Raw genomic sequence first — 23,208 nt, 5'->3', positions numbered from 1 at the left:
TCATATCCGGTAAACGGAGAACTTCGCTTTTTTAAGATTTAAGCACCGCGTAATGATTTGTCCGACTTTCTAAACAAGAAGATGAATACGATCGAGATAATGGCTAGAACGGCAGAGATATAATAGATATCGCCGTCCATCCTTGTGAAAAGCCATGTAAATAATAGCGGTCCAATAATACGTCCCATATTATCCATCGAGTACGTCATTCCTGCAGCAGTACCGTACTTTCCACCCGATTCCTTCGACGTTAAGGATACAAGGGCAGTCCGGGCCAATGCATTACCTGCTATGAAAACACTAAGTGAAAACCCTGCCCAAAAGAGATTTGTGGAAAATGGGATGAGAATAAGTCCGATCGCCGTAACGATTTGAGCACCTAAAATCCACTGTGTCTCTGTCCCGTTTTTTATTCTCCGTACAACTCCGCCCTGAATTGCAGCGTCGACAAATCCACTTACCATAAAAAGATACCCAATTTGTAGAGGCGTAATTTCAATTTTTGAAATCTGAAATAGCTGAAATGTTGATTCAAGCCCGGCAAGAATAAGGGTGACCATAAACGAAAGCAAGAACAGATTTCGTATTCGATACTGCCAAAACATCATTCCGCCTTTGGGTAGCAGCTGTCGCTTATTCGCTTCACCCACACGCTTTGGTTCCTTCAAAATAATTCCGGCATAGACGAAAAGTAGCGTAGTAAGAATACCTGAGGCAATAAACGGCACTTGAAGATTGATATCCCCGAGCACGCCACCAATTGCTGGTCCAAAGATAAAGCCCAAACCAATCGACATTCCGAGGAAGCCCATATACTTATTCCGGTTCTCTTCAGTCGTCATATCCCCAACAAAACCAGTCACCGCAGTATACAAAGCCCCAGAGAATACACCGCCAACCACGCGTGAAGCATATAAAAGGATAATGTTTTCAATGAAAAATGCAAATAAAAAGAAGCTTAAACTAAAACCCAGCAAACCAATTAATATTAACTTTTTACGCCCCGTACGATCTGACAACGCCCCCCATAGTGGTGCAGTAAAAAATGATGCAAGCGCATAAATCGTTAGAAGGCCACCAACATGTATTTCAGATAAGTTTTGTTGAATAATCACTTCAGGTAATATCGGAATAATAATGCCAAACCCAAGATAAACAAAAAATTGAACGGACATTAATAAGAGTATGGATTTTTTCACGATGCCAACCGCCTTCTATTAAATCAATATCGCAATTATACCGTTCGTAAATAGGGGATACAAAGAATAAGGTTCAATTCGGGTGTACGAGGAGACTGGGGAATGCTTAATCGTCAGATGGTGTTTCAAGTGAGTCAAAGGTCACGACTTGCAAGCAAAATTATTTGAGTGCAAGCAAAACCAATTCGAGTGCAAGGAAACTCGTCCGTTTGGCGTAATAGAACCGAGCTAACTACTATGCATAAACAAATCCGAAGTATAACAACATAATCTAACGTGCAAACTGATTTTGTAACACAAATGAAAAACTATAAGTAGCGCTGAGGTGGTATAATGTAGTTAAGATCAAAATAAAAAACATTGTTTTGATAAAATAGCAACTTTTAGTACGAGCATACGTCTAATAACTATACATGAAAGGTCGAGGTGGAAAAAATGGCTAACGAAATGGATCTGAAAAAAATTATATCCAATTTAGCGAAATTAGGAGTTTCGGCTACGTTAACAAAATCCCGTATAGAAATGTTGAAAGTCCTCGCACCGTCCGTACAAAACACGCAAATTCAATCGAACTGATAACATAAAAAGCTCCAACGGATTTCACATTGAATCCGCTGGAGCTTTTTTATTTCTTTAATCTTCATCATCCGATCCGAACATATACGTACGGTGATGGAACTTCATGCTGAAAATGAGACCGATTGCGAGCATATTACTCATCAACGAACTCCCACCGTAACTAATAAAAGGAAGAGGGATTCCGGTTATCGGAAGAACTTGAATATTCATGCCGATGTTTTCAAAAACATGGAAAGTAATCATTGCAATAATTCCTGTACAAACATACATGCTGAACGGATCTTTAAGTTCCAAAGCAATTTTTGTTAAATGATAAATCAGAACAAAAAAGAGACTGATAACAACACAAGAACCGATGAATCCATATTCTTCGCCGATTACAGCGAAGATAAAATCGGTATGATTCTCAGGAACATAAGCTTCCCGTCCTTGAAAACCTTTCCCAAACATGCCGCCCGAACCAATGGCAGTAATTGCCTGGATAAGGTGCATACCTTCTCCGGAAGGGTAGGCGTATGGATCTAGCCATGAATAGATTCTTTTGAACTGATAAGCGTAGTCAAAGCCGAGCGTATCTTTCATAAAGTCTTGTGCATAAACAGCTGCCCACAGTAAAGTAGTTACAGCTGCGGCTCCACTAACAAATAATGGAATAATAATCTTCCATGAAATTCCTGCGACTAGAATAATAGCGGCAGTAATTGCGATAAATACAATTGAAGTACCTAAATCTGGTTGTTTCATAATGAAGTAGAGTGGAAAGATGAGTGCAAGCATCAATTTTCCCAGAAGGTAAAAATCTGTTTTTAATGTTTTAACTTCAAACTTCTCATGATGTGAACTCGCCAATCGGGCCAATCCCAGAATGAACAGTGTTTTGATGAATTCTGCAGGTTGTATTTGTCCAATGACAGGAGGGTAAAGCCATCTCTTTACATTATTTTTAACCTCAGCTATTTGACCTTCCCCGCCCGGCGCAAAGTGGAGGAAAACAAGAACGAATAACCCGAATCCATAGGCATACCACGCAATCTTCTTATACTGGTCCGGCTCAAAATACATGACGCATGCGACGATAAAAGCACCGATCACATACCACCGAAGTTGTATGGGGACGAAGTTAATCCCGTATTGTCCAGATGTTTGTGCGGATGAAATCGCCAGTAAACTAACGATACAAAAGAGCAATAAGATAAAAGCAAGCGTCCAGTCAAAACGCTCCGCTGGTTTGTTTGATAATTTCATAATGTTTTAATCACCTTTAATATAAAGTAAAGTTTTCTATAGTATACAGGAAAATAGACGTCTCGACATCAGAAGAAGTTGCCAAGTTATAAGACTTAATGTTTATTTTGTGTTATTCATTCATGCAAGTTGATGACACATGGTAAACTAGAGGTACAAATTTAAATGAACGGCGAGGGAAAACGATGAAAACAAAATTAGGTTTAGTATACGGTGGGAAATCAGCAGAACACGAGGTTTCATTATCAACTGCAAGGGCTGTTATTCAAGCAGTGAACTTCGAACAATATGAAGTGATTCCAGTTTACATTACGTATGAAGGCGAGTGGAGAAAAGGGCAGCCACTCGAAGGCCCAGTAGAAACGATAGAAGAACTTCGTTTAGTGGGAAAAGGCGAAGCTAAACCAAACAGCATCCACGACTTTTTAAACGGAGGCGCAGGATTGCCAGATGTGATTTTCCCGCTTTTACACGGCACGAACGGTGAAGATGGGACTGTACAGGGCTTTTTCGAAGTGATGAATATTCCTTATGTCGGAAATGGTGTCCTTGCATCATCAGCAGGTATGGACAAAGTTTCGATGAAGCAATTATTCGCGCAAGTAGGACTCAACCAAGTCCCATACGTTCATTTTGTTCGCAGTAGTTGGAAACAACAACGCGAAGCGCTTATGGCGCAAATGGAACAAGAATTGATTTGGCCGTTGTTTGTCAAACCAGCAAACTTAGGATCGAGTGTGGGCATTAGTAAAGCAACTGACCGTGAGAGCTTAATAGAAGCAGTGGATCTTGCACTGAAATTCGATCGCCGTGTCATTGTCGAGCAAGGCGTCACAGCCCGCGAAGTGGAGTTAAGTGTAAAAGGAAACGATTATCCTAAATGTTCAGTGCCAGGGGAGATTAAACCCGTTACAGATTTCTATGACTATGAAGCAAAATATAAAGACGGTAACACAGAACTAATTATTCCTGCCGTGGTAACCACGGAAGTGAAAGACCTGATGGAGGATATGGCAATCCGTGCCTTTAAAGTTCTCGATTGTGCTGGATTAGTTCGTGCGGATTTCTTCGTAACTTCGGAAAATGAAGTGCTGATTAACGAAGTAAATACAATGCCTGGATTCACGCCAATGAGCATGTTTCCACTTCTATGGAAAAACTCGGGTGTTACTTATCCAGAACTTATTGATGAACTCATTGAACTCGCATTTGAACGCCATGCTGAAAAATCAAAAATACAATATACGATGGATTGAGTGTGAAGCAAATTGAAACAACCATTAACTAAAATTGCAGACTGGCTAGAGCAAGAAGGGCAGCTCCTTGAACAAGTCGTCATTACAGGCGTATCTATTGACTCCAGAACTGTTAACAAGGGTGATTTATTCATCCCGTTTCGGGGAGAGCAAGTAAATGGGCACCGCTATGTGAAGAATGCGATTGAAAAAGGAGCGGCTGCTGCGCTTTGGATGAAAGATGAACCCAATCCACCAGAAGATATTCCGCTCATTTTTGTCGAAAATCCAGAGTTGGCTTTACAAGAAATGGCCCGCGCGTACCGAGAGCAACTCGATTGCACAGTTATTGGCATTACGGGATCTAACGGGAAAACCTCTACGAAAGACTTAGTGGCTAGTGTATTATCGCCGTATTATCGTGTCAGGAAAACTGAAGGGAACTTCAATAATGAACTCGGTCTACCGCTAACACTTTTATCGCTTGAAGAAGATACAGCATACGCTGTACTCGAAATGGGAATGAGCGGATTTGGTGAGATATCATTTTTGTCAAAGTTGGCCAAACCGGATTATGTCATCATTACAAATATTGGAGAAGCCCATATGCAAGATTTAGGGTCACGAGAAGGAATTGCACAAGCGAAGTTTGAAATTATTGATGGACTATCTTCAAATGGGATGCTGTTTTATGATGGCGATGAGCCGTTGTTAAGCGCATTGGTTGAAAAGCAGCCAGCGCTTCGCAAATTGTCTTTTGGGTACGATGTGAAAAATGATTTAGCACTACAAGGTGTTCATTCAACAATTGAGGGAAGTCGATTTACAACTTCCGGAGAGATTGATGACCAATTCACAATCCCTGTTTACGGAGCCCATCAAGTGAAAAATGCGCTTGCAGCAATTTTGGTCGCGACAAAAATTGGGTTATCAACAAATGATATTCGTCTTGCACTTTCTTCCGCTAGTTTAACAGATATGCGCATGCAACCAGTGGCAGCCGTAAATGGAGCATTGTTTATAAATGACGCTTATAATGCTGCACCAACATCGATGAATGCTGCACTGACTTTCTTAAAAGAAACGAAACTTCGACCAGATACATGGGTTGTCTTGGGGGATATGCTAGAACTTGGCGATGAAGAACGAGCCTATCATGAATCATTAGCAACTGAGCTGAATGATATGAAACTAAAAGGAATTCTTCTATATGGACCACGTATGAAATGGCTATATAATCGATTGCAAAATGAGCATTTACAAGCCAAACTACTTTGGTCTGAAGAAGATTACGGACCACTTGTACATGAACTTCAAAAAAACACGGATGCCGACTCAGTGATTCTGTTAAAAGGATCGCGGGGAATGGCACTAGAAAATATTCTTACACCGTTTATAAAAGAGATAGACTTATGAAGACAGGCGTTTTGTTCATCCACGGTTTTACGGGCGGTACTTATGAAGTACAACCACTGATCACATTTGTCAAAGCGCAGACAGATTGGTCAGTGGAGGTTCCGACCTTACCGGGGCACGGCGTCACACTAAATCTAGCTAATATGTCTGCGGAATCATGGATGATGGAAGCAGAGCTTGCGATGAGGCGATTGCAAAAGAAAGTAGACCGTGTGGTTGTTGTGGGTTTTTCTATGGGTGGTTTAATTGCTCTTTACCTATCGCTCCGCTATCCTGTGGACAAGCTAGTCTTATTAAGTGCTGCAGCAAAATATATTAGCCCTCGTTTTTTGCTGGAAGATGTACGGAAGATGTTAAGAGAATCCATTACGAAGCAGTATTCAACCAACACTTTTTTTCATTTATATGATTATAAATTAACACATACACCGGTTCGGGCCATGTTCGAATTTTTACGCATTGTTAAAATGGTAGAACCTTATTACAAGCAAATAACGATCCCTGTTTGTATTGTTCAAGGTGAGAAAGATGAAATTGTTCCTGTCTCATCCGCCAATCATTTATATAAAATGCTTGGCTCACAACACAAAGTTTTGTTGAAATCACCGCTGGGAAAACATCATATTTGCTACAGTGAAGATTGCCAAGACTGGTTTCCACAAGTGCTCGATTTCATGCGAGAACAGTGATGTCATATCATTTTCTCGTGATTTTAAGAATCACTTCAAGTAAACTGATTAGTTGTATTTAAGCGCATTGTTTGCAGGGGAGGAATTCCCGTGGTACACTTTGATGAGCATTGGATACATTTACTGAGACTCTTCATGCATGAAGAGTACTTTTTTTTGAATAAAACGGTTTGTTCATTATTTGCGGATACGCATCCGTTGACCGAACCGCTCGGCAAGGACCGGGCTTTCCCTTTCAACCATACCCTCAAAAAAACTGAGGATGTAAAATATCGGAAACGTTCCCTTTAAAGGCTCGAATTTGCCGCGCTTTCATTTGCAAATGTAACCAACTGTCAAATGAAGAAAAAGGAGATTGAAATTTTGACTAAATTTTCAGAACTAAATATTAGCGAATCAACACAACGTTCTTTAAGCAACATGGGGTTTGAAGAAGCAACACCAATCCAAGAAGGTACGATTAAACTTGGACTTGAAGGTAAAGACATTATCGGACAAGCACAGACGGGTACAGGAAAAACGACAGCATTCGGCGTTCCTATTATTGAGAAAATAGACACGAGCAATCGTTCTGTACAGGCACTTGTCATTGCGCCAACACGTGAATTGGCAATTCAAGTATCTGAAGAGATTCACCGAATTGGTAACGACAAACGTGCGAAAGTTCTATCCGTTTACGGTGGACAAGAAATCGGACGACAAATCCGTGCTTTGCGTAATAATCCACAAATTATTGTTGGAACACCAGGACGTCTACTCGACCTGATCAAACGTAAAGTACTGAAGCTTGATAATGTTCAAACGCTCGTTCTTGACGAAGCAGATGAAATGTTAAACATGGGCTTTATTGAAGATATTAATGAAATCATGTCAAGTGTTCCAGCTGAACGCCAAACGCTTTTATTCTCGGCTACAATGCCTGCACCAATCCGTAAGATTGCAGAGACTTTCATGAAGAAACCTGAAATCGTTGCGATTAAATCTAAAGGCATGACTGTTGAAAATATTGAGCAGTATTTCGTTAAATCACATGAACGTGAAAAATTTGATGTACTGTCACGTATTTTAAATGTTCAACAGCCAGAACTAGCAATTGTTTTCGGTCGTACTAAACGCCGTGTTGATGAACTTTCAAATGCATTAACGATTCGTGGATACATTGCAGAAGGAATTCATGGCGACTTAACGCAAGCAAAACGGATGTCGACTCTTCGTCAATTTAAAGAAGGTAAAATCGATATTCTTGTGGCAACTGATGTTGCGGCACGTGGACTAGATATTTCAGGCGTTACACATGTATACAACTTTGATATTCCACAAGATCCAGAAAGCTATGTTCACCGTATTGGTCGTACAGGACGCGCAGGGAAAAGTGGAGTTGCAGTTACTTTCGTAACACCTCGTGAGATGGGTTACCTTCGAATCGTTGAGCAAACTACGAAAAAAGCTATGACGCCAATGGTTCCACCATCATCTGATGAGGCATTAATCGGTCAACAACGTCTTGCTGTTGAGCAACTTTCTGAGATTGTTGAGAAAAGCGAACTAACTGATTACACGCAACTTGCTTCTGAAATGCTTAAGAAATATGATGCGACAGAAATTGTTGCAGCAGCGCTAAGAAACTTAACGCGCGAACCAAATGATGTACCGGTTACAATCTCTGAAGAACGCCCACTTCCTTCAAGAGGCGGCGGCGGTGGACGCGGTGGAAACCGTGGTGGTCGCAGCGGCGGTCGCAGTAGTGGTGGCGGACGTCCATTCCGCGGTGGCGGTAGCGGCGGTCGTTCATCATCTTCTGCTGGCGGACGTAGTGGATCACGTCGTGGCCGTGAAGGTGGAAGCCGTAGCGGTGCAAGCCGTTCACGCAAACCTGAATAATAACATTTATAAAAAGTCTGGAATCGCTCAATGCGATTCCAGACTTTTTTGTTCAATTATCGTTTAAGAAGATATTTGTAATAAAGTGAAACATTTCCCATCTGTTATCGTATAGACTAGAAGTAGGAAAGGGGCATGCGAATGAGAAAACAACCAGTAAATCGAATTTCAGAAAAAGGATTGCGCGTCTGGCGTCTCTATGGAATTATGCAAACAATTATCGTATTTCTTTTAGCTGTTGGTGCTGGCGTTCTGACGTACAAATTTGAATGGCCATGGATGATTTACGCGATAGCCGCTGGTGTTGTCATTATTTATGCGTATTTATTTATTATTTTATTTCCGAAAATCCGTTGGTTGCGGTGGCGTTATGAGGTTCGTGAATCTGAGATAGAATTGCAACACGGGTTATTTATTGTTAAGCGTACGTTAATCCCGATGGTACGCGTGCAACATGTAGATACTTCGCAAGGTCCGATTCTTCGAAAAAACAATTTGGCTGGCATTACCATATCAACAGCCGCGACGAACCATACGATTCCAGCCCTGGTTATGGAAGAGGCTGATGAATTAAGAAGCCGCATTTCTGCGCTTGCAAGGGTGGCGGAAGATGATGTCTGAGGAACGCTATAAACTGCATTGGATCACAGCCCTTATTGAAGTGTTGAAGACATTGAAAGAAATGATATTACCGTTAATTGTACTTATTTTCGCAAACGGTTTTCAAGATTCAGGTACTGGAAAATGGTATTGGGATTATTTGACGTTTATTATTTTCGGCGTCCTTATTATTGTGTTTTTTACTACGGGAATTATTAAATGGAAACGTTTTGTTTATTGGTTTGAAGACGATGAACTACGCATTGAACATGGTTTATTTATAAAAAAGAAACGGTATATTCCGTTCCATAGAATTCAAAGTTTGGATTATACAGAAGGTATCCTTCATCGTCCACTTAAGTTAGTGAAGGTCAAAGTGGAAACTGCTGGTGGCGCGGAGTTATCCAAGTCAGATGCTGAATTGACAGCAATAACAAAAGAAGCTGCGAAAATTATTGAAGAAAAGATGGCAGAGGCAAAGCGAAGGAAGTTGCAGAAAACTGATGAATTATTTGAGTTAGAGGATCCATCAGCGCTTGTTGTTGAGCCGACTCCAGTATTGAAAACAGTGTTTAAGATGACAGGTAAAGATTTGTTAGTCCTTGCGACGACATCTGGCGGCGTAGGATTAATATTATCAGGGGTTTTAATCTTCCTCGTGCAATTTGCTGAGCTAATTCCTTTTGAAAGAATGTACGCTGAGATTTCCGACTTCATCAGGTATGGTGTCATAATTGTTATCCTGGCTGTTCTTCTCGTGTTACTCATCATTTGGGGGATTTCAGTTCTCATGACATATCTAGGGTACTATGGATTTACTGTAGAGCTCGACGAAGAAGATCTCGTAATTTCTCGAGGGTTAATCGAAAAAAAGAGAGTAACTGTGCCACTAAATCGCGTGCAAAGTGTCCGTATTATTGAGAATCCATTTAGGCAGATTTTTGGATATGCTAATGTATCTATAGATAGTGCAGGTGGGGGTCTTGGTGAAGGTGTGCGCATAAATCTATTCCCGCTTGTGAAAAAAAATCAGATAAACAGTTCATTAAAAGATATATTTCCTAATTTAGTTCTAGAAGAACCAACTGGGAAAGCACCATCGCGTGGAAAGCGTTATTATTACAGAATTGACTTTCTCTGGATGATTCCCGCTATCGGCGCACTCATTTACTATTTCTTTCCGTACGGGTTATTTTCATTGTTACTAATTCCTGTAATTGTACTCTGGGGATTATTCCAACATCGCTCAGCCGCGTTTGAAACATTCGGAAACCAGTTAACGATGCGCTTTCGTGGAATCAGCTTACAGACAGCTTATATGATGAAAAATCGCATACAATCAATGGAGATCAAGCAAAACTATTTCCACCGAAAAAAGAACGTCGCTGTTGTATCAGCACGGGTTAAATCAGGTATGGGTGTATTTAATGCAGAAGTGAGGTATATAGAAGAGACGGACGCGGATCGTATACTAAATTGGTACGAACCAACAGGAACACGCAAAGTTGAATCCGATGAAGAATAAAAATGCCTAAGGAAACTTTCCCTTAGGCTACTCTTATCGTTTATTAGTTTTCCAACTTAAGATTCTCTTCGGATTAAAATAACTCAGCCCAATGAGGAACCCGACAACGAGCCCAGCAATGTGAGCAGTCACGTTTATATTTTGTCCAACAAATGTCATGATGACACTAATAATAATGATTGGCAAAATAATTTGACGTAGTTGTGGCATCGAGCGCTTCGTATAATAAAGAAGTGCTCCGTATGCACCGAAAATACCGAAAATCGCTCCGCTTGCGCCCAGATGCGCATAACCAAGGTCTTGGAAGAAATATGTCGCAACGTTTGAAAAAATCCCGGAAAGCATAAAGAGTGTTGTAAAACGCATTTTTCCAGTTAGTTTTTCAAGTTCAGGGCCAAAGACAAATAAGCAAAACATATTAAATAGAATATGCATAAATCCACCATGCAAGAACATTGGTGTAACAAAGCGCCACCATTCACCGTCCGCAATTAGTGAATTGATGCCCATCCCTGAAAATTGAACTGTATAACCAAAGCCCGGTATTAATGTTATCAGGAAAAGGCTAATATTGATAAACAGAAATATCGATACTATTGGATAAAATCGAATGTATTCGGAAAAGCTTTCTGTACGAGTAAACATTATTTTCACCTCAATCTACTCATCCATTATACATATTTTTACCTTGAAAAGGGAAGGAGGGAGTATCGATGATTTTAGGAATCGGTTTAGACATCATTGAACTAGACCGAATTGCAAAATTAGAGAAATCCGATAAATTTATATCGCGCATCTTAACTCATTCAGAAAAAGAAATTTACCAGTCTTTGAATGGTCACCGACGCACTGAATTTCTAGCGGGTCGATTTGCTGGGAAAGAAGCCTTTGCGAAAGCGCGCGGTACAGGTATCGGCGCAGATTGTAATTTTGTAGATATTGAAATCATCCCTGAACCGAGCGGAAAACCAGTCCTGTATTTTAAAGGGAATAGCGTTTCAGGATTTATATCTATCACACATACAAAGAATATTGCAGCTGCTCAAGTAATCCTAGAAGCATAATCACGAATCCTTCCTCATAAGATGACATACCCGATTGAAATGAGAAAGGATGAAAGATATGCGTAGCCGGATATTATCTCTTTTGTTAGTTGTTGTAATCGCAATTGTCCTAGTAGCATGTGGGACACCATCGAAAGAAAATGTAACGAAGAAGCTCAGTGACAAATGGAATGACTCGAAAGGGTATGAGCTGCAAGCGACGATGGAAATAAAAACTGGATCAGAACCGAGGTTGTATGACGTGGACGTCTGGCATACGAAACCCGATTTCTATCGTGTACATGTAACACAAAGCGGGAAAGAAGAGTCTCAAATGATTGTCCGTAATGACGATGGTGTCTTTGTCGTCACCCCATCTTTAGGAAAAACGTACAAGTTTCAAAGCGACTGGCCAGCACATAACAGTCAAGCATACTTAATCGGGGCTTTATCAGAAGACATAAATGCTGATAAAAATGCAGTGATGACTGAAGAGGATGATGCCTATGTCTTTGAAACTGAAACAAGAAATAACCATCGAAAAGTTTTGCCGACCCAAAAAGTCTACATTAACAAAAAAACGTGGTTGCCAATGTACGTCTCAGTTTTAGATGAAAACAAAGAAGAACAAATACGAATAACCTTTAACAAAATCACGTTAGGAACGGCAAGAGATGCAAAAGAGTATGAAGTGGAGTTAAATAACGAAGAAGCTACTCCGGTTGAAGAAGAATCTGATGATGAGGAATCTACGGATGAAGGATTTGAAACCTATTATCCTACGATCAATTGGCCAGATGTCACGTTGGTGAACGAAGAAACAGTGAAGTCAGAGAATGGAACTAGATCTTTCATGACATTCGGCGGTGAAAAAGAATTTACGATTGTTCAAGAACGTGTGCAATTACCTGAACATAAATTACCGGTATCCATTGAAGGTGATCCTGTAGATTTAGGGTTTACTGTAGCTGCTATTACAGATAATTCGATTCGTTGGGAAAGTGATGGAATTTCCTTCTTCTTGGCATCTGAGACGTTAACGAAAGATGAAATGATTGACGTGGCATTATCCATGTCAGCAGATGAAATGAAATAAAAGTTGTTGACGAAGAAACGGAGTAGATTGATAATAGAGAGAACTACACCGTAAAAGAGGTTATTGATTTGCCAAATAGGATGTTATTTCGCCCGACGAAGGCGTTAATTGAATTAGGTGCTATAAAAGAAAATGTAAAAGCTTTGAACAACTATTTAGGCAAGGAAGTAGCCATAATTGCGGTGGTAAAGGCGGATGGATATGGCCATGGCGATATTGAAACTGCACGTGCAGCAATTGAAGCTGGAGCAAAAATGGTTGCAGTTGCTACACCAGAGGAAGCGGTGCGTCTTCGTGAGTCTGGGATTCGTGAAGACATTCTCGTCATGGGCCCATCGCCAGTTCAATTTGCTGAAATAGCAATAGATTTGCGTATTACTGTTGCCATTTCTGGGGTAGACTGGCTACAGAAAGCGTTATCATTGACACCATTAAACGGTGCGCTCAAAGTCCATGTGAAAATCGATTCAGGTATGGGGCGCTACGGGGTGCGAAGTTTTGAGGCGATCCAGTCCATTTTAAATTTCGCCCAAACATCTAGACGGGTAATAATCGACGGTGTATTTACTCATTTCTCATGTGCAGATATGGAACAAAGCGAAACAACGGATGACCAGTACGAAAAGTTTATAAAGCTGGTCGGAAAGTTCCCTGAAAAACCACGCCTAGTCCATGCTTCAAATAGTGCTGCAACACTGCTATATCCTAATTATGCACTAGATGCTGTTCGATTTGGCATCAGTTTGTATGGAATTTCGCCTTCTGATTTTGTGCAACAAAAGTTACCATTTAAACTCAAGCGCGCTTTAACACTCGTTACGGAATTGGCATTTGTGAAGCGATTGGAAAAAGGGAGTTCAGTTAGTTATGGTGGCACATATCAAGCGATAGAAGATGAATGGATTGGCACATTACCCATAGGTTATGCAGACGGGTTGAAAAGAGGACTACGTGGTCAAGAAGTGTTAATTGACGGAAAACGCGCGCCAATCGTTGGAACGATTTGCATGGATCAATGCATGGTAAAACTTCCAAGAGAAATGCTAGTAGGTGAACAAGTGGTACTACTTGGGAAACAAGGGGAAGAGGAAGTGTTAATGGAAGAGTGGGCAGAGCGTTTAAATACAATTCCATATGAAATAACAGTTTCCTTATCCAGTAGAATTCCTAGAGTCTTTACTGAACCTCTTTAATGCGCAAGGAAATGCCTGCATTCGACAAAAAAACGCGAACTAAGTAGTTTATTGTCAGTCTGTTACTATCTATGTCTTCTCAATGACGGCAAATGATGCTATGATGGATTGGTAGGAAAACTAGTGAACGGGTTTTTTGGAGGTGCTGATAGTGCGTGCAAAGAAAAGCATTAGAGAAGTGATTGTGAAGATTCCGAAACGAATGTTGAACGAAAATGAACATACGGTCGTCCATCGGGAGCCAGAGCATGGTGGTTTTGTTTATATTTCGACAAAAAGGTATGAGTCTGATTACGAATCGGATACGATTCGTGAGGAAATGATTAAAGGCTATGTCGAAATGTCGCAAATTAACTTGAGAATTTCCGCGGAATGCCTGCACGTGGAGTTTGAAGCACAGCATACGATGGAACGAGTCGTTAGCGGAGGATGAGAAGTTGGCAATAAAACGTGGAGACGTATTTTTTGCAGATCTGTCGCCAGTCGTTGGATCTGAACAGGGTGGAACAAGACCTGTTCTTGTTATTCAAAACGATATTGGAAACCGATTTAGTCCGACAGTAATCATTGCGGCTATTACTGCGCAAATCCAAAAAGCAAAGTTGCCGACACATGTTGAAATTGATGCGGAGCGTTACCATTTCGAGCGGGACTCAGTAATCCTGCTCGAACAAGTCCGTACAATCGACAAGTCAAGGCTAACCGATAGAATCACACATCTAGACGAATTTTTGATGGAACAGGTCGATGAAGCGCTTGAAGTTAGCTTCGGCCTCGTCAAATTTTAATAATACATATAATAATGAAAAACACCACAGATAACTTGTGGTGTTTTTTCAATTGTTTGATAAAAAGTGTGTGTTTTAAACAACTATTCGTTACAATAGAGAAAATGATAGTTTAATTAATACTTGAATCTAGGAAGGAGCAATTATTTATCATGAATGCGAAAATTGTTAACTGCATTAATGAACAAAAAGAAGTTATTCTAGGAAGATGGGGGGAAGAAATGAAGAGTGTGGAAGAAGAACGTTTCTTTCATTTTATGCCGGATGAGCTAGTTGAAAAGACGAGCAAGGAATTTGCAGAATTAATGACTTCCAATCTATTACACACCGATATAGTGGATGCTGAGAAATTAGCTGGTTTTACTGAGAAAGTCGTTCGTTTCGGATGGTCGATAAAATTTGTTAACAAATCGATTGAGAATTTTTCAGACATTACATTCGATGTTCTAGAAGAAGAAGGAATAATTAATGATTCGAATATCCGTGAGCATATGAAAATCTTTAGTCAATGGATATCACCCTTACGCGATAGCATAATCGATGCCTACTCTGTTGAATGGGAAAGAACAGTTAAACTACAACGAATCGCCTTACAAGAACTGTCTGCCTCACTGATTCCGGTATTTGATAAGATTTCGGTTATGCCATTAGTGGGAACAATCGATACAGAACGCGCAAAACTGATCATGGAAAATATACTAGATGGAGTAGTAAAGCAGCAAGCTGAGGTAGTCTTAGTAGACATTACGGGCGTTCCGGTTGTGGATACAATGGTCGCTCATCATATTATTCAAGCTGCGGATGCCGTTCGACTAATTGGTGCGAAATGTATGCTTGTTGGTATTCGACCAGAAATCGCACTAACAATTGTCTCGTTAGGCATTGATTTAAATGATTTTACGACGACCAGCACTTTACGTCGTGGGATGCAGGAGGCACTCAAACTGACGAATCGAAAAATCGTGGAGGTAGAAATGAATGAATAAAAGAATACCAATATTAAAGCTAGGTGATATTCTGATTGTATCGATTCAATGGGAATTAGACGATCAAAACGCGATGCAATTTCAAGAAGATCTATTGAATAAATTACATTCGAAAAGTGGTACAGGTGTTTTGATAGATTTGACACCAATTGATTTTATCGATTCTTTTATTGCCAAAGTACTTGGTGATGTCATTACTATGTCTAGTCTAATGGGCGCGAAAGTTGTCATCACTGGAATCCAACCCGCTGTAGCAATAACACTAATTGAACTTGGAATACGTTTAGAAAACGTATTGACAGCGATAGATTTGGAAAAAGGACTGGAAAAACTTCAAATAGAATTGGAGGCCTAGATATGGAGTGCCGATCTTCTGTAGACATATATACAGAATGGGACATTGTTGCTGCCCGTCAGCTAGGTCGGAACGAAGCAAAGAGTATCGGTTTTGGCACCGTAGACCAAGCTCGTATAACGACAGCGATAAGCGAACTGGCCCGTAATATCTATTTATATGCAGGAAAAGGAAATATTAAAATAGAACGAGTGTTTAAAAATAATCAGCATGGGATTACCATTATTGCATCAGATGAAGGACCTGGTATTCCCGACCTCCGCAAAGTAATGAATGATGGCTATTCAACATCAGGTGGACTTGGCGCAGGAATGCCAGGAGTCAGAAGGCTCATGGATGAATTTAATGTACAATCCCAACAAGGCGTCGGAACGATAATCACTACGGTGAAATGGCTTCGTTGAGGGGAGTTAGAGGGAAATGGCAAAAGAGTTAGAAAAACAGTATAAGGCCATTGTTAAACGATATATTGAAACGAAAAGTGAAAATGATTTATATGCAGGACAAAAATTTAGCAGACGATTTATTGAAAAAGAAATATCGCCAGAAGAAATGATAGGGATGCATAAATCCGCATTAATGGAGTTATTTAAAGATGCACCTGAAGACTTCTGGCATTCATTTGATTTCCTCATTGAAATGATGATTCATTATGGACTTGCTTTACAAGAGCACCAAAGTCTAATTCGAAAACAAGAGGAAATTGATTTGGAAATGAAAATCGCAGAAAAAGTTCAAAATACATTGTTGAAAACACGTGTGCCAACATTTAAAAATCTTGACATCGGTTTTTTAACAGTACCTGCTAAACAAATGAGTGGAGATTATATTTACTTTCTCAGCGATGATGAAAATTGCGCAAGCGTAGCAGTTGCAGATGTCATTGGTAAAGGGATTCCAGCTGCGCTTTGCATGTCCATGATTAAATTTGGAATGGATAATATGCAACAGCAAAATTCAAGTCCACATGTTGTTTTAGACGTTGTCAATCGTATTGTTGAAGAAAGTGTTGACGATTCAATGTTCATATCAATGTTTTACGGTAAATACGAGGTAGAAGGCTCTGTATTTACTTATGCTTCTGCGGGTCACGAACCTGGTTTATTATATAAAGCTGATACAAACAGCTTTATTGAGCTTGATGCGAAGGGGTTATTGCTTGGTGTACACTCAGAAGTGATTTATGAGGAACGAAGTGTCGTTCTAAATGATGGCGACTTTATCGTCATGATGACCGATGGTGTTACTGAATCAAGGACAGAGGATGGATTTATCGACGAACATATCATTAGAGAGATATTAAAAACAGTTAAAGACAAAACAGCACAAGAAATAGCGGATACCGTCTATCAGACTCTTGGAGAAATGCAAAATTTTCATCTGTATGATGATTTTTCAATTGTTATTTTTAAAAAGATTATAAAAAAGTTTGACTTATAAATAATACGGGTAAAGAATCTTTAGAGTAAAAAAACAATAAAAAAAGTCGGAATTCGGGGGTTTGAAAATGAATTTATCAGTAGAATTATTAGAAAAAGATAGTGTTCACCATATTCATATAACTGGCGAAATAGATGCATTCACAGCTCCATTATTAAAAGAAAAACTAGCAGAGATTCATAGTACTCCAGGCTTGCATGCTGAGCTAAATCTAGCGGGTGTAACCTATATTGATAGTACTGGGCTAGGCGTTTTTGTAGGTTTTTATAAAACATTAAAAGCAAATGATGCTTCAATGAAAATTATTGGCGTCAATGATAGAGTCAATCGGTTATTTGAAATTACTGGCCTCGACGAAATTATTCACATTGAGAAGGGAGTAGGTGAAAATCGCGATGCAACCTTATGATTATGTAGAAATTAGAGTACCGGCTAAAGCGCAATATGTCGGGATTGCCCGACTGACAATTTCCGGCCTCGCGAGCCGACTAGGTTTTAATTACGATGAAATTGAAGATTTGAAAATAGCAACTAGTGAAGCCGTGACAAATGCGGTTCAACACGCCTATCAAGATAGCGAGGGTGAAGTTGTCCTTGGGTGTGCGCTATTTGAAGATAAAATTGAAATTATGATTGCGGATCATGGTGGAAGTTTCAATTATGAAGAAACGAAAAAGAATATTGGACCATACGATAAGATGGATGAAATAGAATTCATGCGCGAGGGTGGATTAGGTCTTTATCTAATGGAAACATTAATGGATGAAGTGAAGATCCACCATGAGGAGGGTGTGACTGTCTTTATGACAAAGTACCTAGGTGAAGAGCAGGTGGGCAAGGATGTCAAAACAATCACCTCTTAGAGCCGATACGAAAGATGAGGTTCTACTGTGGATAAGAATGTGCCAAGAAACAAACGATGAAGAAGCACAGACAAATTTAGTCTTGCATTATGAGAGACTTGTGCAATCGCTAGCACATAAATATTCTAATGGTAAACATTATCATGAGGATTTAGTGCAAGTTGGGATGTTAGGCTTATTAGGCGCAATTCGTCGCTACGACCCTGATTTTGGGCGGAGCTTTGAAGCGTTTGCTGTACCGACAATTATCGGTGAGATTAAAAGATTTATGCGTGATAAGACATGGGCAATTCATGTCCCAAGACGCATCAAAGAGCTAGGTCCGAAAATTAGAGCGACAGTAGAAACACTAACAACTGAACTACAGCGCTCTCCAAAAATTTATGAAATTGCTGAATATCTAGATATTGACGAGGATGAAGTGTTAGAAGCTATGGAAATGGGCAGGAGCTATCAAGCACTTTCAATGGATCATACATTGGATGCTGATTCAGAAGGTGGAACTGTAACGCTGTTTGACCTGATTGGTTCGACGGATGATGGATACGAAGCCACTGATCAACGAATGCTTGTATTGGAAGCGCTCGTTGTATTGTCTGAACGTGAAAAGCAAATTATCCAATATACATATATTGATCAGTTGAGTCAAAAAGAGGCTGGAGAATTGCTTGGGATTTCCCAAATGCACGTTTCAAGACTCCAAAGAAAAGCGATTAAAAAATTGCAACAAGCTATATCAGATGCAGCAACTGGTGGGGTGTCTTAGTGAAGACGATTGTCAATGAACATGTCGAAATAAATATCTATCAAAGGGCTAAATTAGGAAATGATGAGTCTGGAGATGCATATTTTTATCACGCAGAAGAGGACTATTTTATTTGCGCAATTGCAGATGGATTAGGGAGCGGTCCGATTGCACGACAATCAGCTGAAATAATTCCAGCAGTAATTAAAGAGCATCATTCAGAAACTCTTGATGAACTTCTCAATAGGTGCAATGAATATATGATCCAAAAACGTGGCGCCGCGGTTGCGGTTGTAAAAATTGATTACAGAAATAAGGTAATTCAATATAGTTGTGTGGGGAATGTTAGGTTTTATATGCTGCAAGATGGAAAGAAAATGATCTATCCACTACCAGTGATGGGGTATCTTTCCGGAAGGCCACAGAAAACGAATACGCAGGAATATGAATATCATTCAGGAGATACGTTCTTTTTTCATTCTGATGGGATACAGTTACCAAGCCCAAAGACGATGTTGAAAGAAAGTAGAGGTTTAACACAACTTAGTCAAAATGTTATTCAAACGATTAATTACGATGACGATGCAACGTTCATAGCGGGAAGCCTGCTTCAATAAACTGAAGCAGGCTTTTTTATGTTAAAATAGAAGACAGTTGGAAAGGTGGTATATGTATTGGAACATATTTTAAAATTGACTGCAACGAGAGCTTCTGTCCCTGTAAGTCAAACAGAAAAAGTAATTGCATTATTGGAAGAAGGAAACACAGTTCCGTTTATTGCAAGGTATCGTAAAGAAGCAACCGGATCTTTAGATGAGGTACAAATTAAAGCAATCGAAGACTCGTATGGTTATGTGAAAAGTTTGGAACAAAGAAAAGAAGAAGTGTTACGAATCATTGAGGAACAAGGAAAGTTAGATGAAAACTTAAAGATTAAAATTGTAGGTGCAACGGTCCTACAGCGTGTTGAAGATTTATACAGACCATATATGCAAAAACGAAGAACGCGTGCTGCGATGGCTAAAGAAAAAGGTCTCGAGCCACTAGCGGAATTACTATTGAAACTATCTGAAGCTGAACCTAATGAACTTGCAAAACAGTTCGTTAATATAGAAAAAGAAGTAGAAAATATCGAAGACGCACTAGCGGGAGCACGTGATATTATTGCTGAGAATATTGCGGATGATGCAGCGATACGCGAATCGATTAGAAAAATTACTTGGTCAGATGCATCGATTGTTTCAGCAGTTCGCAAAGATGCCGAAGACCCACGGAAAGTTTTTGGTAATTATTATGAGTATACGGAACCGCTAAAACGTATAGTCCCTCATCGTACGCTGGCGTTAAACCGTGGAGAAAAAGAAGGCGTCCTTCGATTATCGGTATCTTTTCCAGAAGAACGAATTATAGGCGTCATAACCCGTGAATTAGTCCGGAAGCCACAATCCCCATCTGCCATTCAATTAGAAGAAGCAATACAAGATGCCTTTAAGCGTTTAATTGCTCCCTCAATTGAACGTGAAGTTCGTACGGCACTTACCGAAAAAGCGGAAGAACAAGCAATTCATGTGTTTTCTGAAAATCTGAAAAGCCTTTTACTTCAACCTCCACTAAAAGGGAATTTTGTTCTTGGCGTGGATCCTGCTTTCCGTTCAGGATGTAAACTCGCAGTTGTAGATGAATCAGGAAAACTTCTAGAAGTATCTGTTGTTTTTCCACACCCGCCAAAGCCGCAAAAAGAAAAGTCAAAACGTGCAATTATAGATATTCTCGAGAAATATCCTATTTCAATCATAGCAATTGGAAATGGTACGGCTTCGAGAGAGACAGAAATGTTCATCGCAGAGTGTTTGAAAGAAGGGCGACCTGGAATTTCTTATGTGATTGTAAATGAGGCAGGAGCGAGTGTGTATTCTGCATCTGAGCAAGCAAGAGAAGAGTTTCCGAATCTCCAAGTTGAAGAAAGAAGCGCAGTTTCCATTGCTCGTCGATTACAAGATCCACTTTCTGAGCTTGTCAAAATCGATCCAGGATCTGTGGGTGTGGGTCAATATCAACATGACGTTGCAAAGAGAAAACTAAACGACTCACTAACTTTTGTTGTTGAGACAGCGGTTAACCGTGTAGGTGTCAATGTTAATACTGCTTCCGCTTCATTGCTGCAATATGTAGCTGGACTTTCGAAGACAGTCGCAGAAAATATTGTGAAAAATAGAGAAGAGAACGGACTTTATACGAAAAGAAACGAACTAAAAAAGGTCCCTCGATTAGGGGCGAAAACATATGAACAAGCAATTGGTTTCTTACGTGTTCCTGAAGCGAAAGATCCATTTGATTCAACTGGAATTCACCCTGAAAGCTACAAAATAGCGGAAGTAATTTTAGGGAAAGCGCAAGTGAAGAAAGAACAGATTGGAAAAAAAGAAACTTCTGAAGCGTTATCTAAACTGAACGTTAATGACTTAAAGGATGAGCTTGGTGTCGGAGAAGTTACATTAAGAGATATTATTGAAACTTTGCAAAGACCGAATCGTGATCCTCGTGACGATTTTCCTCAACCATTACTGAAAGCAGACATACTTGATGCGAAAGATCTTTACGAAGGGCTTGAAATGCAAGGGACTGTGCGAAATGTTGTTGATTTCGGTGCATTTGTCGATATCGGTGTAACTGAGGATGGATTGGTTCACATCTCCAAGATGAAAAAAGGATTTGTTAAGCATCCATTAGATGTAGTGGCATCTGGAGATATCGTTACAGTTTGGATTGATTCAGTCGACCGAGAAAAGGGCAGAATCGCCTTAACAATGATCCCGCCGAAAAAAACAATTGAGTAAGTGAGTTGGATTCAATGACGAATGAGGAATTACAAATACTTGTCCAGTCAGTTTCTGAGGAGATATTTAAAAAACCGTTCCTTCATCGTGCAGCGCTAAATCCTCGTTTACGCACAACAGGTGGACGTTACATGCTTGCAAGTCATTCTATTGAAATTAATCCATTAGTATTCGAAGTTCATGGAATGGATGAACTTATCGGTGTTATTAAACACGAGCTTTGTCATTACCATCTTCATATAGAAGGAAGAGGTTACAAACACAGAGATCAAGACTTTCGGTTGCTATTAGAAGAAACATCATCACCAAGGTTTTGTAAGCCGCTTGCCCCGGAAAATAAGAAATCGGCTTCCCTCTATATATACGAGTGTATTTCTTGTAAATTGAAATACGCACGAAAAAGAAGGGTAAATGTTCAAAAGTATCGATGTGGAAAATGTTCTGGAGTCATCTCACTTCAAATTATGAAGTGAAATTAAAAACAGTTAGGGCATGTAAACCGCGCCCTAACTGTTTTTGTATATTGTTTTATAAAGAATATTAATTTAAGGGTTGACGAAAGCAAACTACCTGTCTATAATTAAAAAAGTCGGCTCAGGAAAACGTTTCATTGAAATATCGAATGAGCCAATTTATTAATAGAATTACGGCCCCTTGGTCAAGCGGTTAAGACACCGCCCTTTCACGGCGGTATCACGGGTTCGAATCCCGTAGGGGTCATTAAAACATTTTGAAAGCGCACTTCGCTTTCAAAATGCTACCTTGAATAACTAGTCAAAACTTGTTTTGACAGTTGAGGCATATTTTCGAGGCACTTATCGAAAGTAGCTCTGCCGGAATTTGTTTCAAGCGTAACAGTGATTTTATAACTGTAATGTTATAGCACTTAATTTATAGTATAGAATTGAGATAATAACTCATATTAAGAATTGATAATGTTTAACTGGAAAATTTTTGGGGTATAGCCAAGCGGTAAGGCAACGGACTTTGACTCCGTTATTCGTTGGTTCGAATCCAGCTACCCCAGCCAATTTATATGAATCAATATATTAAAGGGAATGCAAGAAGCATAATCCTAAGTGTTAAATCTAGAGCCATTAGCTCAGTTGGTAGAGCATCTGACTTTTAATCAGAGGGTCACAGGTTCGAATCCTGTATGGCTCATCACAATGATGAAAATAATTGTTGACAAACCGCTAGTATGCTATATAATAAAAGTTGTCGCTAAAATAATGCGGTAGTGGCGGAACGGCAGACGCGCTAGGTTGAGGGCCTAGTAGGGGTTAACCCTGTGGAGGTTCAAATCCTCTTTACCGCACCAATTACATTAGATGCGAATTGTTGTTTAAACATACAATTCTAACAGAGCGCCCGTAGCTCAATTGGATAGAGCGTCTGACTTCGGATCAGAAGGTTGTGGATTCGACTTCTGCCGGGCGCGTTACTTATAATGCGAGTGTAGTTTAATGGCAAAACCTCAGCCTTCCAAGCTG

The 23,208-nt window shown here is 39.9% G+C and carries 25 protein-coding genes and 5 tRNA genes; 27 read left to right on the top strand and 3 right to left on the bottom strand.

Annotated features, from left to right (window positions below; genetic code table 11):
- Positions 1 to 38: 38 nt before the first annotated feature.
- Complete coding sequence (locus AC25Y1_RS13455) at positions 39 to 1,199, bottom strand: MFS transporter (RefSeq protein ID WP_488148507.1); 1,161 nt, start codon at positions 1,197 to 1,199, stop codon at positions 39 to 41.
- A gap of 435 nt (positions 1,200 to 1,634) precedes the next feature.
- On the opposite strand from AC25Y1_RS13455, the gene AC25Y1_RS13450 reads away from it, so the two are divergent.
- Positions 1,635 to 1,775 carry an Lmo0850 family protein gene (locus AC25Y1_RS13450; RefSeq protein WP_488148506.1) on the top strand — a complete coding sequence of 47 codons (141 nt, stop codon included), beginning with the start codon at positions 1,635 to 1,637 and terminating at the stop codon, positions 1,773 to 1,775.
- 57 nt (positions 1,776 to 1,832) lie between these two features.
- On the opposite strand, the gene AC25Y1_RS13445 is transcribed toward AC25Y1_RS13450, so the two are convergent.
- Entirely contained in the window at positions 1,833 to 3,023 is a 1,191-nt protein-coding gene (locus AC25Y1_RS13445) for an FtsW/RodA/SpoVE family cell cycle protein (protein ID WP_488148505.1), read from the bottom strand.
- A 185-nt stretch (positions 3,024 to 3,208) separates the two neighbouring features.
- Here AC25Y1_RS13445 and AC25Y1_RS13440 point away from each other — a divergent pair, with 185 nt between their 5' ends.
- From AC25Y1_RS13440 to AC25Y1_RS13415, 6 genes are all read left to right on the top strand, one after another.
- Positions 3,209 to 4,279, top strand: coding sequence for a D-alanine--D-alanine ligase (locus AC25Y1_RS13440; protein WP_488148504.1), 1,071 nt, complete (start codon positions 3,209 to 3,211; stop codon positions 4,277 to 4,279).
- 12 nt (positions 4,280 to 4,291) lie between these two features.
- Complete coding sequence (locus AC25Y1_RS13435) at positions 4,292 to 5,674, top strand: UDP-N-acetylmuramoyl-tripeptide--D-alanyl-D-alanine ligase (RefSeq protein ID WP_488148503.1); 1,383 nt, start codon at positions 4,292 to 4,294, stop codon at positions 5,672 to 5,674.
- Positions 5,671 to 6,363, top strand: a complete 693-nt coding sequence (locus AC25Y1_RS13430) for an alpha/beta hydrolase (RefSeq protein ID WP_488148502.1) — start codon at positions 5,671 to 5,673, stop codon at positions 6,361 to 6,363. Before AC25Y1_RS13435 ends, AC25Y1_RS13430 begins: the two co-directional genes overlap by 4 nt.
- Before the next feature lie 363 nt (positions 6,364 to 6,726).
- Positions 6,727 to 8,244: a degradosome RNA helicase CshA gene (gene cshA / locus AC25Y1_RS13425; protein WP_488148501.1), complete on the top strand. Its 1,518-nt coding sequence runs from the start codon at positions 6,727 to 6,729 to the stop codon at positions 8,242 to 8,244.
- Between the two features lie 141 nt (positions 8,245 to 8,385).
- Positions 8,386 to 8,865: a PH domain-containing protein gene (locus tag AC25Y1_RS13420; RefSeq protein WP_488148500.1), complete on the top strand. Its 480-nt coding sequence runs from the start codon at positions 8,386 to 8,388 to the stop codon at positions 8,863 to 8,865.
- Positions 8,858 to 10,369 (top strand): PH domain-containing protein, encoded by a 1,512-nt coding sequence (locus AC25Y1_RS13415; RefSeq protein ID WP_488148499.1) that lies wholly within the window; start codon positions 8,858 to 8,860, stop codon positions 10,367 to 10,369. Before AC25Y1_RS13420 ends, AC25Y1_RS13415 begins: the two co-directional genes overlap by 8 nt.
- Before the next feature lie 33 nt (positions 10,370 to 10,402).
- On the opposite strand, the gene AC25Y1_RS13410 is transcribed toward AC25Y1_RS13415, so the two are convergent.
- The gene (locus AC25Y1_RS13410; RefSeq protein WP_488148498.1) at positions 10,403 to 11,014 is read right to left on the bottom strand and encodes a rhomboid family intramembrane serine protease; all 612 of its coding nucleotides are present in this window, start codon (positions 11,012 to 11,014) and stop codon (positions 10,403 to 10,405) included.
- A 68-nt stretch (positions 11,015 to 11,082) separates the two neighbouring features.
- On the opposite strand from AC25Y1_RS13410, the gene acpS reads away from it, so the two are divergent.
- From acpS to AC25Y1_RS13310, 20 genes are all read left to right on the top strand, one after another.
- Complete coding sequence (gene acpS / locus AC25Y1_RS13405) at positions 11,083 to 11,433, top strand: holo-ACP synthase (RefSeq protein WP_488148497.1); 351 nt, start codon at positions 11,083 to 11,085, stop codon at positions 11,431 to 11,433.
- 58 nt (positions 11,434 to 11,491) lie between these two features.
- Positions 11,492 to 12,508, top strand: coding sequence for a LolA family protein (locus AC25Y1_RS13400; protein ID WP_488148496.1), 1,017 nt, complete (start codon positions 11,492 to 11,494; stop codon positions 12,506 to 12,508).
- A gap of 68 nt (positions 12,509 to 12,576) precedes the next feature.
- Positions 12,577 to 13,701: an alanine racemase gene (gene alr / locus AC25Y1_RS13395; protein WP_488148495.1), complete on the top strand. Its 1,125-nt coding sequence runs from the start codon at positions 12,577 to 12,579 to the stop codon at positions 13,699 to 13,701.
- A gap of 151 nt (positions 13,702 to 13,852) precedes the next feature.
- Positions 13,853 to 14,134: a transcriptional regulator gene (locus AC25Y1_RS13390; protein WP_488148494.1), complete on the top strand. Its 282-nt coding sequence runs from the start codon at positions 13,853 to 13,855 to the stop codon at positions 14,132 to 14,134.
- A gap of 4 nt (positions 14,135 to 14,138) precedes the next feature.
- Positions 14,139 to 14,489 (top strand): type II toxin-antitoxin system PemK/MazF family toxin, encoded by a 351-nt coding sequence (locus AC25Y1_RS13385; protein WP_210470845.1) that lies wholly within the window; start codon positions 14,139 to 14,141, stop codon positions 14,487 to 14,489.
- Between the two features lie 152 nt (positions 14,490 to 14,641).
- Positions 14,642 to 15,475, top strand: a complete 834-nt coding sequence (locus AC25Y1_RS13380; RefSeq protein ID WP_488148493.1) for an RsbT co-antagonist protein RsbRA — start codon at positions 14,642 to 14,644, stop codon at positions 15,473 to 15,475.
- Positions 15,468 to 15,830, top strand: coding sequence for an STAS domain-containing protein (locus AC25Y1_RS13375; RefSeq protein WP_488148492.1), 363 nt, complete (start codon positions 15,468 to 15,470; stop codon positions 15,828 to 15,830). Before AC25Y1_RS13380 ends, AC25Y1_RS13375 begins: the two co-directional genes overlap by 8 nt.
- 2 nt (positions 15,831 to 15,832) lie before the next feature.
- Positions 15,833 to 16,234: an anti-sigma regulatory factor gene (locus AC25Y1_RS13370; protein WP_488148491.1), complete on the top strand. Its 402-nt coding sequence runs from the start codon at positions 15,833 to 15,835 to the stop codon at positions 16,232 to 16,234.
- A gap of 16 nt (positions 16,235 to 16,250) precedes the next feature.
- Complete coding sequence (locus AC25Y1_RS13365) at positions 16,251 to 17,270, top strand: SpoIIE family protein phosphatase (RefSeq protein WP_488148490.1); 1,020 nt, start codon at positions 16,251 to 16,253, stop codon at positions 17,268 to 17,270.
- Positions 17,271 to 17,337: 67 nt separating this feature from the next.
- Positions 17,338 to 17,679 carry an anti-sigma factor antagonist gene (locus AC25Y1_RS13360; protein ID WP_488148489.1) on the top strand — a complete coding sequence of 114 codons (342 nt, stop codon included), beginning with the start codon at positions 17,338 to 17,340 and terminating at the stop codon, positions 17,677 to 17,679.
- On the top strand, positions 17,666 to 18,133 hold the full coding sequence (gene rsbW, locus AC25Y1_RS13355) for an anti-sigma B factor RsbW (RefSeq protein ID WP_488148598.1): 468 nt from the start codon (positions 17,666 to 17,668) through the stop codon (positions 18,131 to 18,133). Before AC25Y1_RS13360 ends, rsbW begins: the two co-directional genes overlap by 14 nt.
- Complete coding sequence (gene sigB, locus AC25Y1_RS13350; protein ID WP_488148488.1) at positions 18,111 to 18,899, top strand: RNA polymerase sigma factor SigB; 789 nt, start codon at positions 18,111 to 18,113, stop codon at positions 18,897 to 18,899. Before rsbW ends, sigB begins: the two co-directional genes overlap by 23 nt.
- On the top strand, positions 18,899 to 19,495 hold the full coding sequence (locus AC25Y1_RS13345) for a PP2C family serine/threonine-protein phosphatase (protein ID WP_488148487.1): 597 nt from the start codon (positions 18,899 to 18,901) through the stop codon (positions 19,493 to 19,495). Before sigB ends, AC25Y1_RS13345 begins: the two co-directional genes overlap by 1 nt.
- A gap of 57 nt (positions 19,496 to 19,552) precedes the next feature.
- Complete coding sequence (locus AC25Y1_RS13340; protein WP_488148486.1) at positions 19,553 to 21,715, top strand: Tex family protein; 2,163 nt, start codon at positions 19,553 to 19,555, stop codon at positions 21,713 to 21,715.
- Positions 21,716 to 21,729: 14 nt separating this feature from the next.
- Entirely contained in the window at positions 21,730 to 22,188 is a 459-nt protein-coding gene (locus AC25Y1_RS13335) for a SprT family protein (protein WP_488148485.1), read from the top strand.
- Between the two features lie 175 nt (positions 22,189 to 22,363).
- Positions 22,364 to 22,435: transfer RNA gene (locus AC25Y1_RS13330), tRNA-Glu, on the top strand.
- 235 nt (positions 22,436 to 22,670) lie between these two features.
- A tRNA-Gln gene (locus tag AC25Y1_RS13325) sits at positions 22,671 to 22,745 on the top strand.
- A 61-nt stretch (positions 22,746 to 22,806) separates the two neighbouring features.
- A tRNA-Lys gene (locus tag AC25Y1_RS13320) sits at positions 22,807 to 22,879 on the top strand.
- Between the two features lie 70 nt (positions 22,880 to 22,949).
- Positions 22,950 to 23,036 (top strand) — tRNA-Leu (locus AC25Y1_RS13315).
- A gap of 46 nt (positions 23,037 to 23,082) precedes the next feature.
- Positions 23,083 to 23,156 (top strand) — tRNA-Arg (locus AC25Y1_RS13310).
- Positions 23,157 to 23,208 lie beyond the last annotated feature (52 nt).

Source organism: Sporosarcina sp. Y1009, assembly GCF_057669865.1.
Note: the sequence above shows the minus strand (reverse complement) of the source record. Positions and strands in the feature narration are given on the sequence as shown.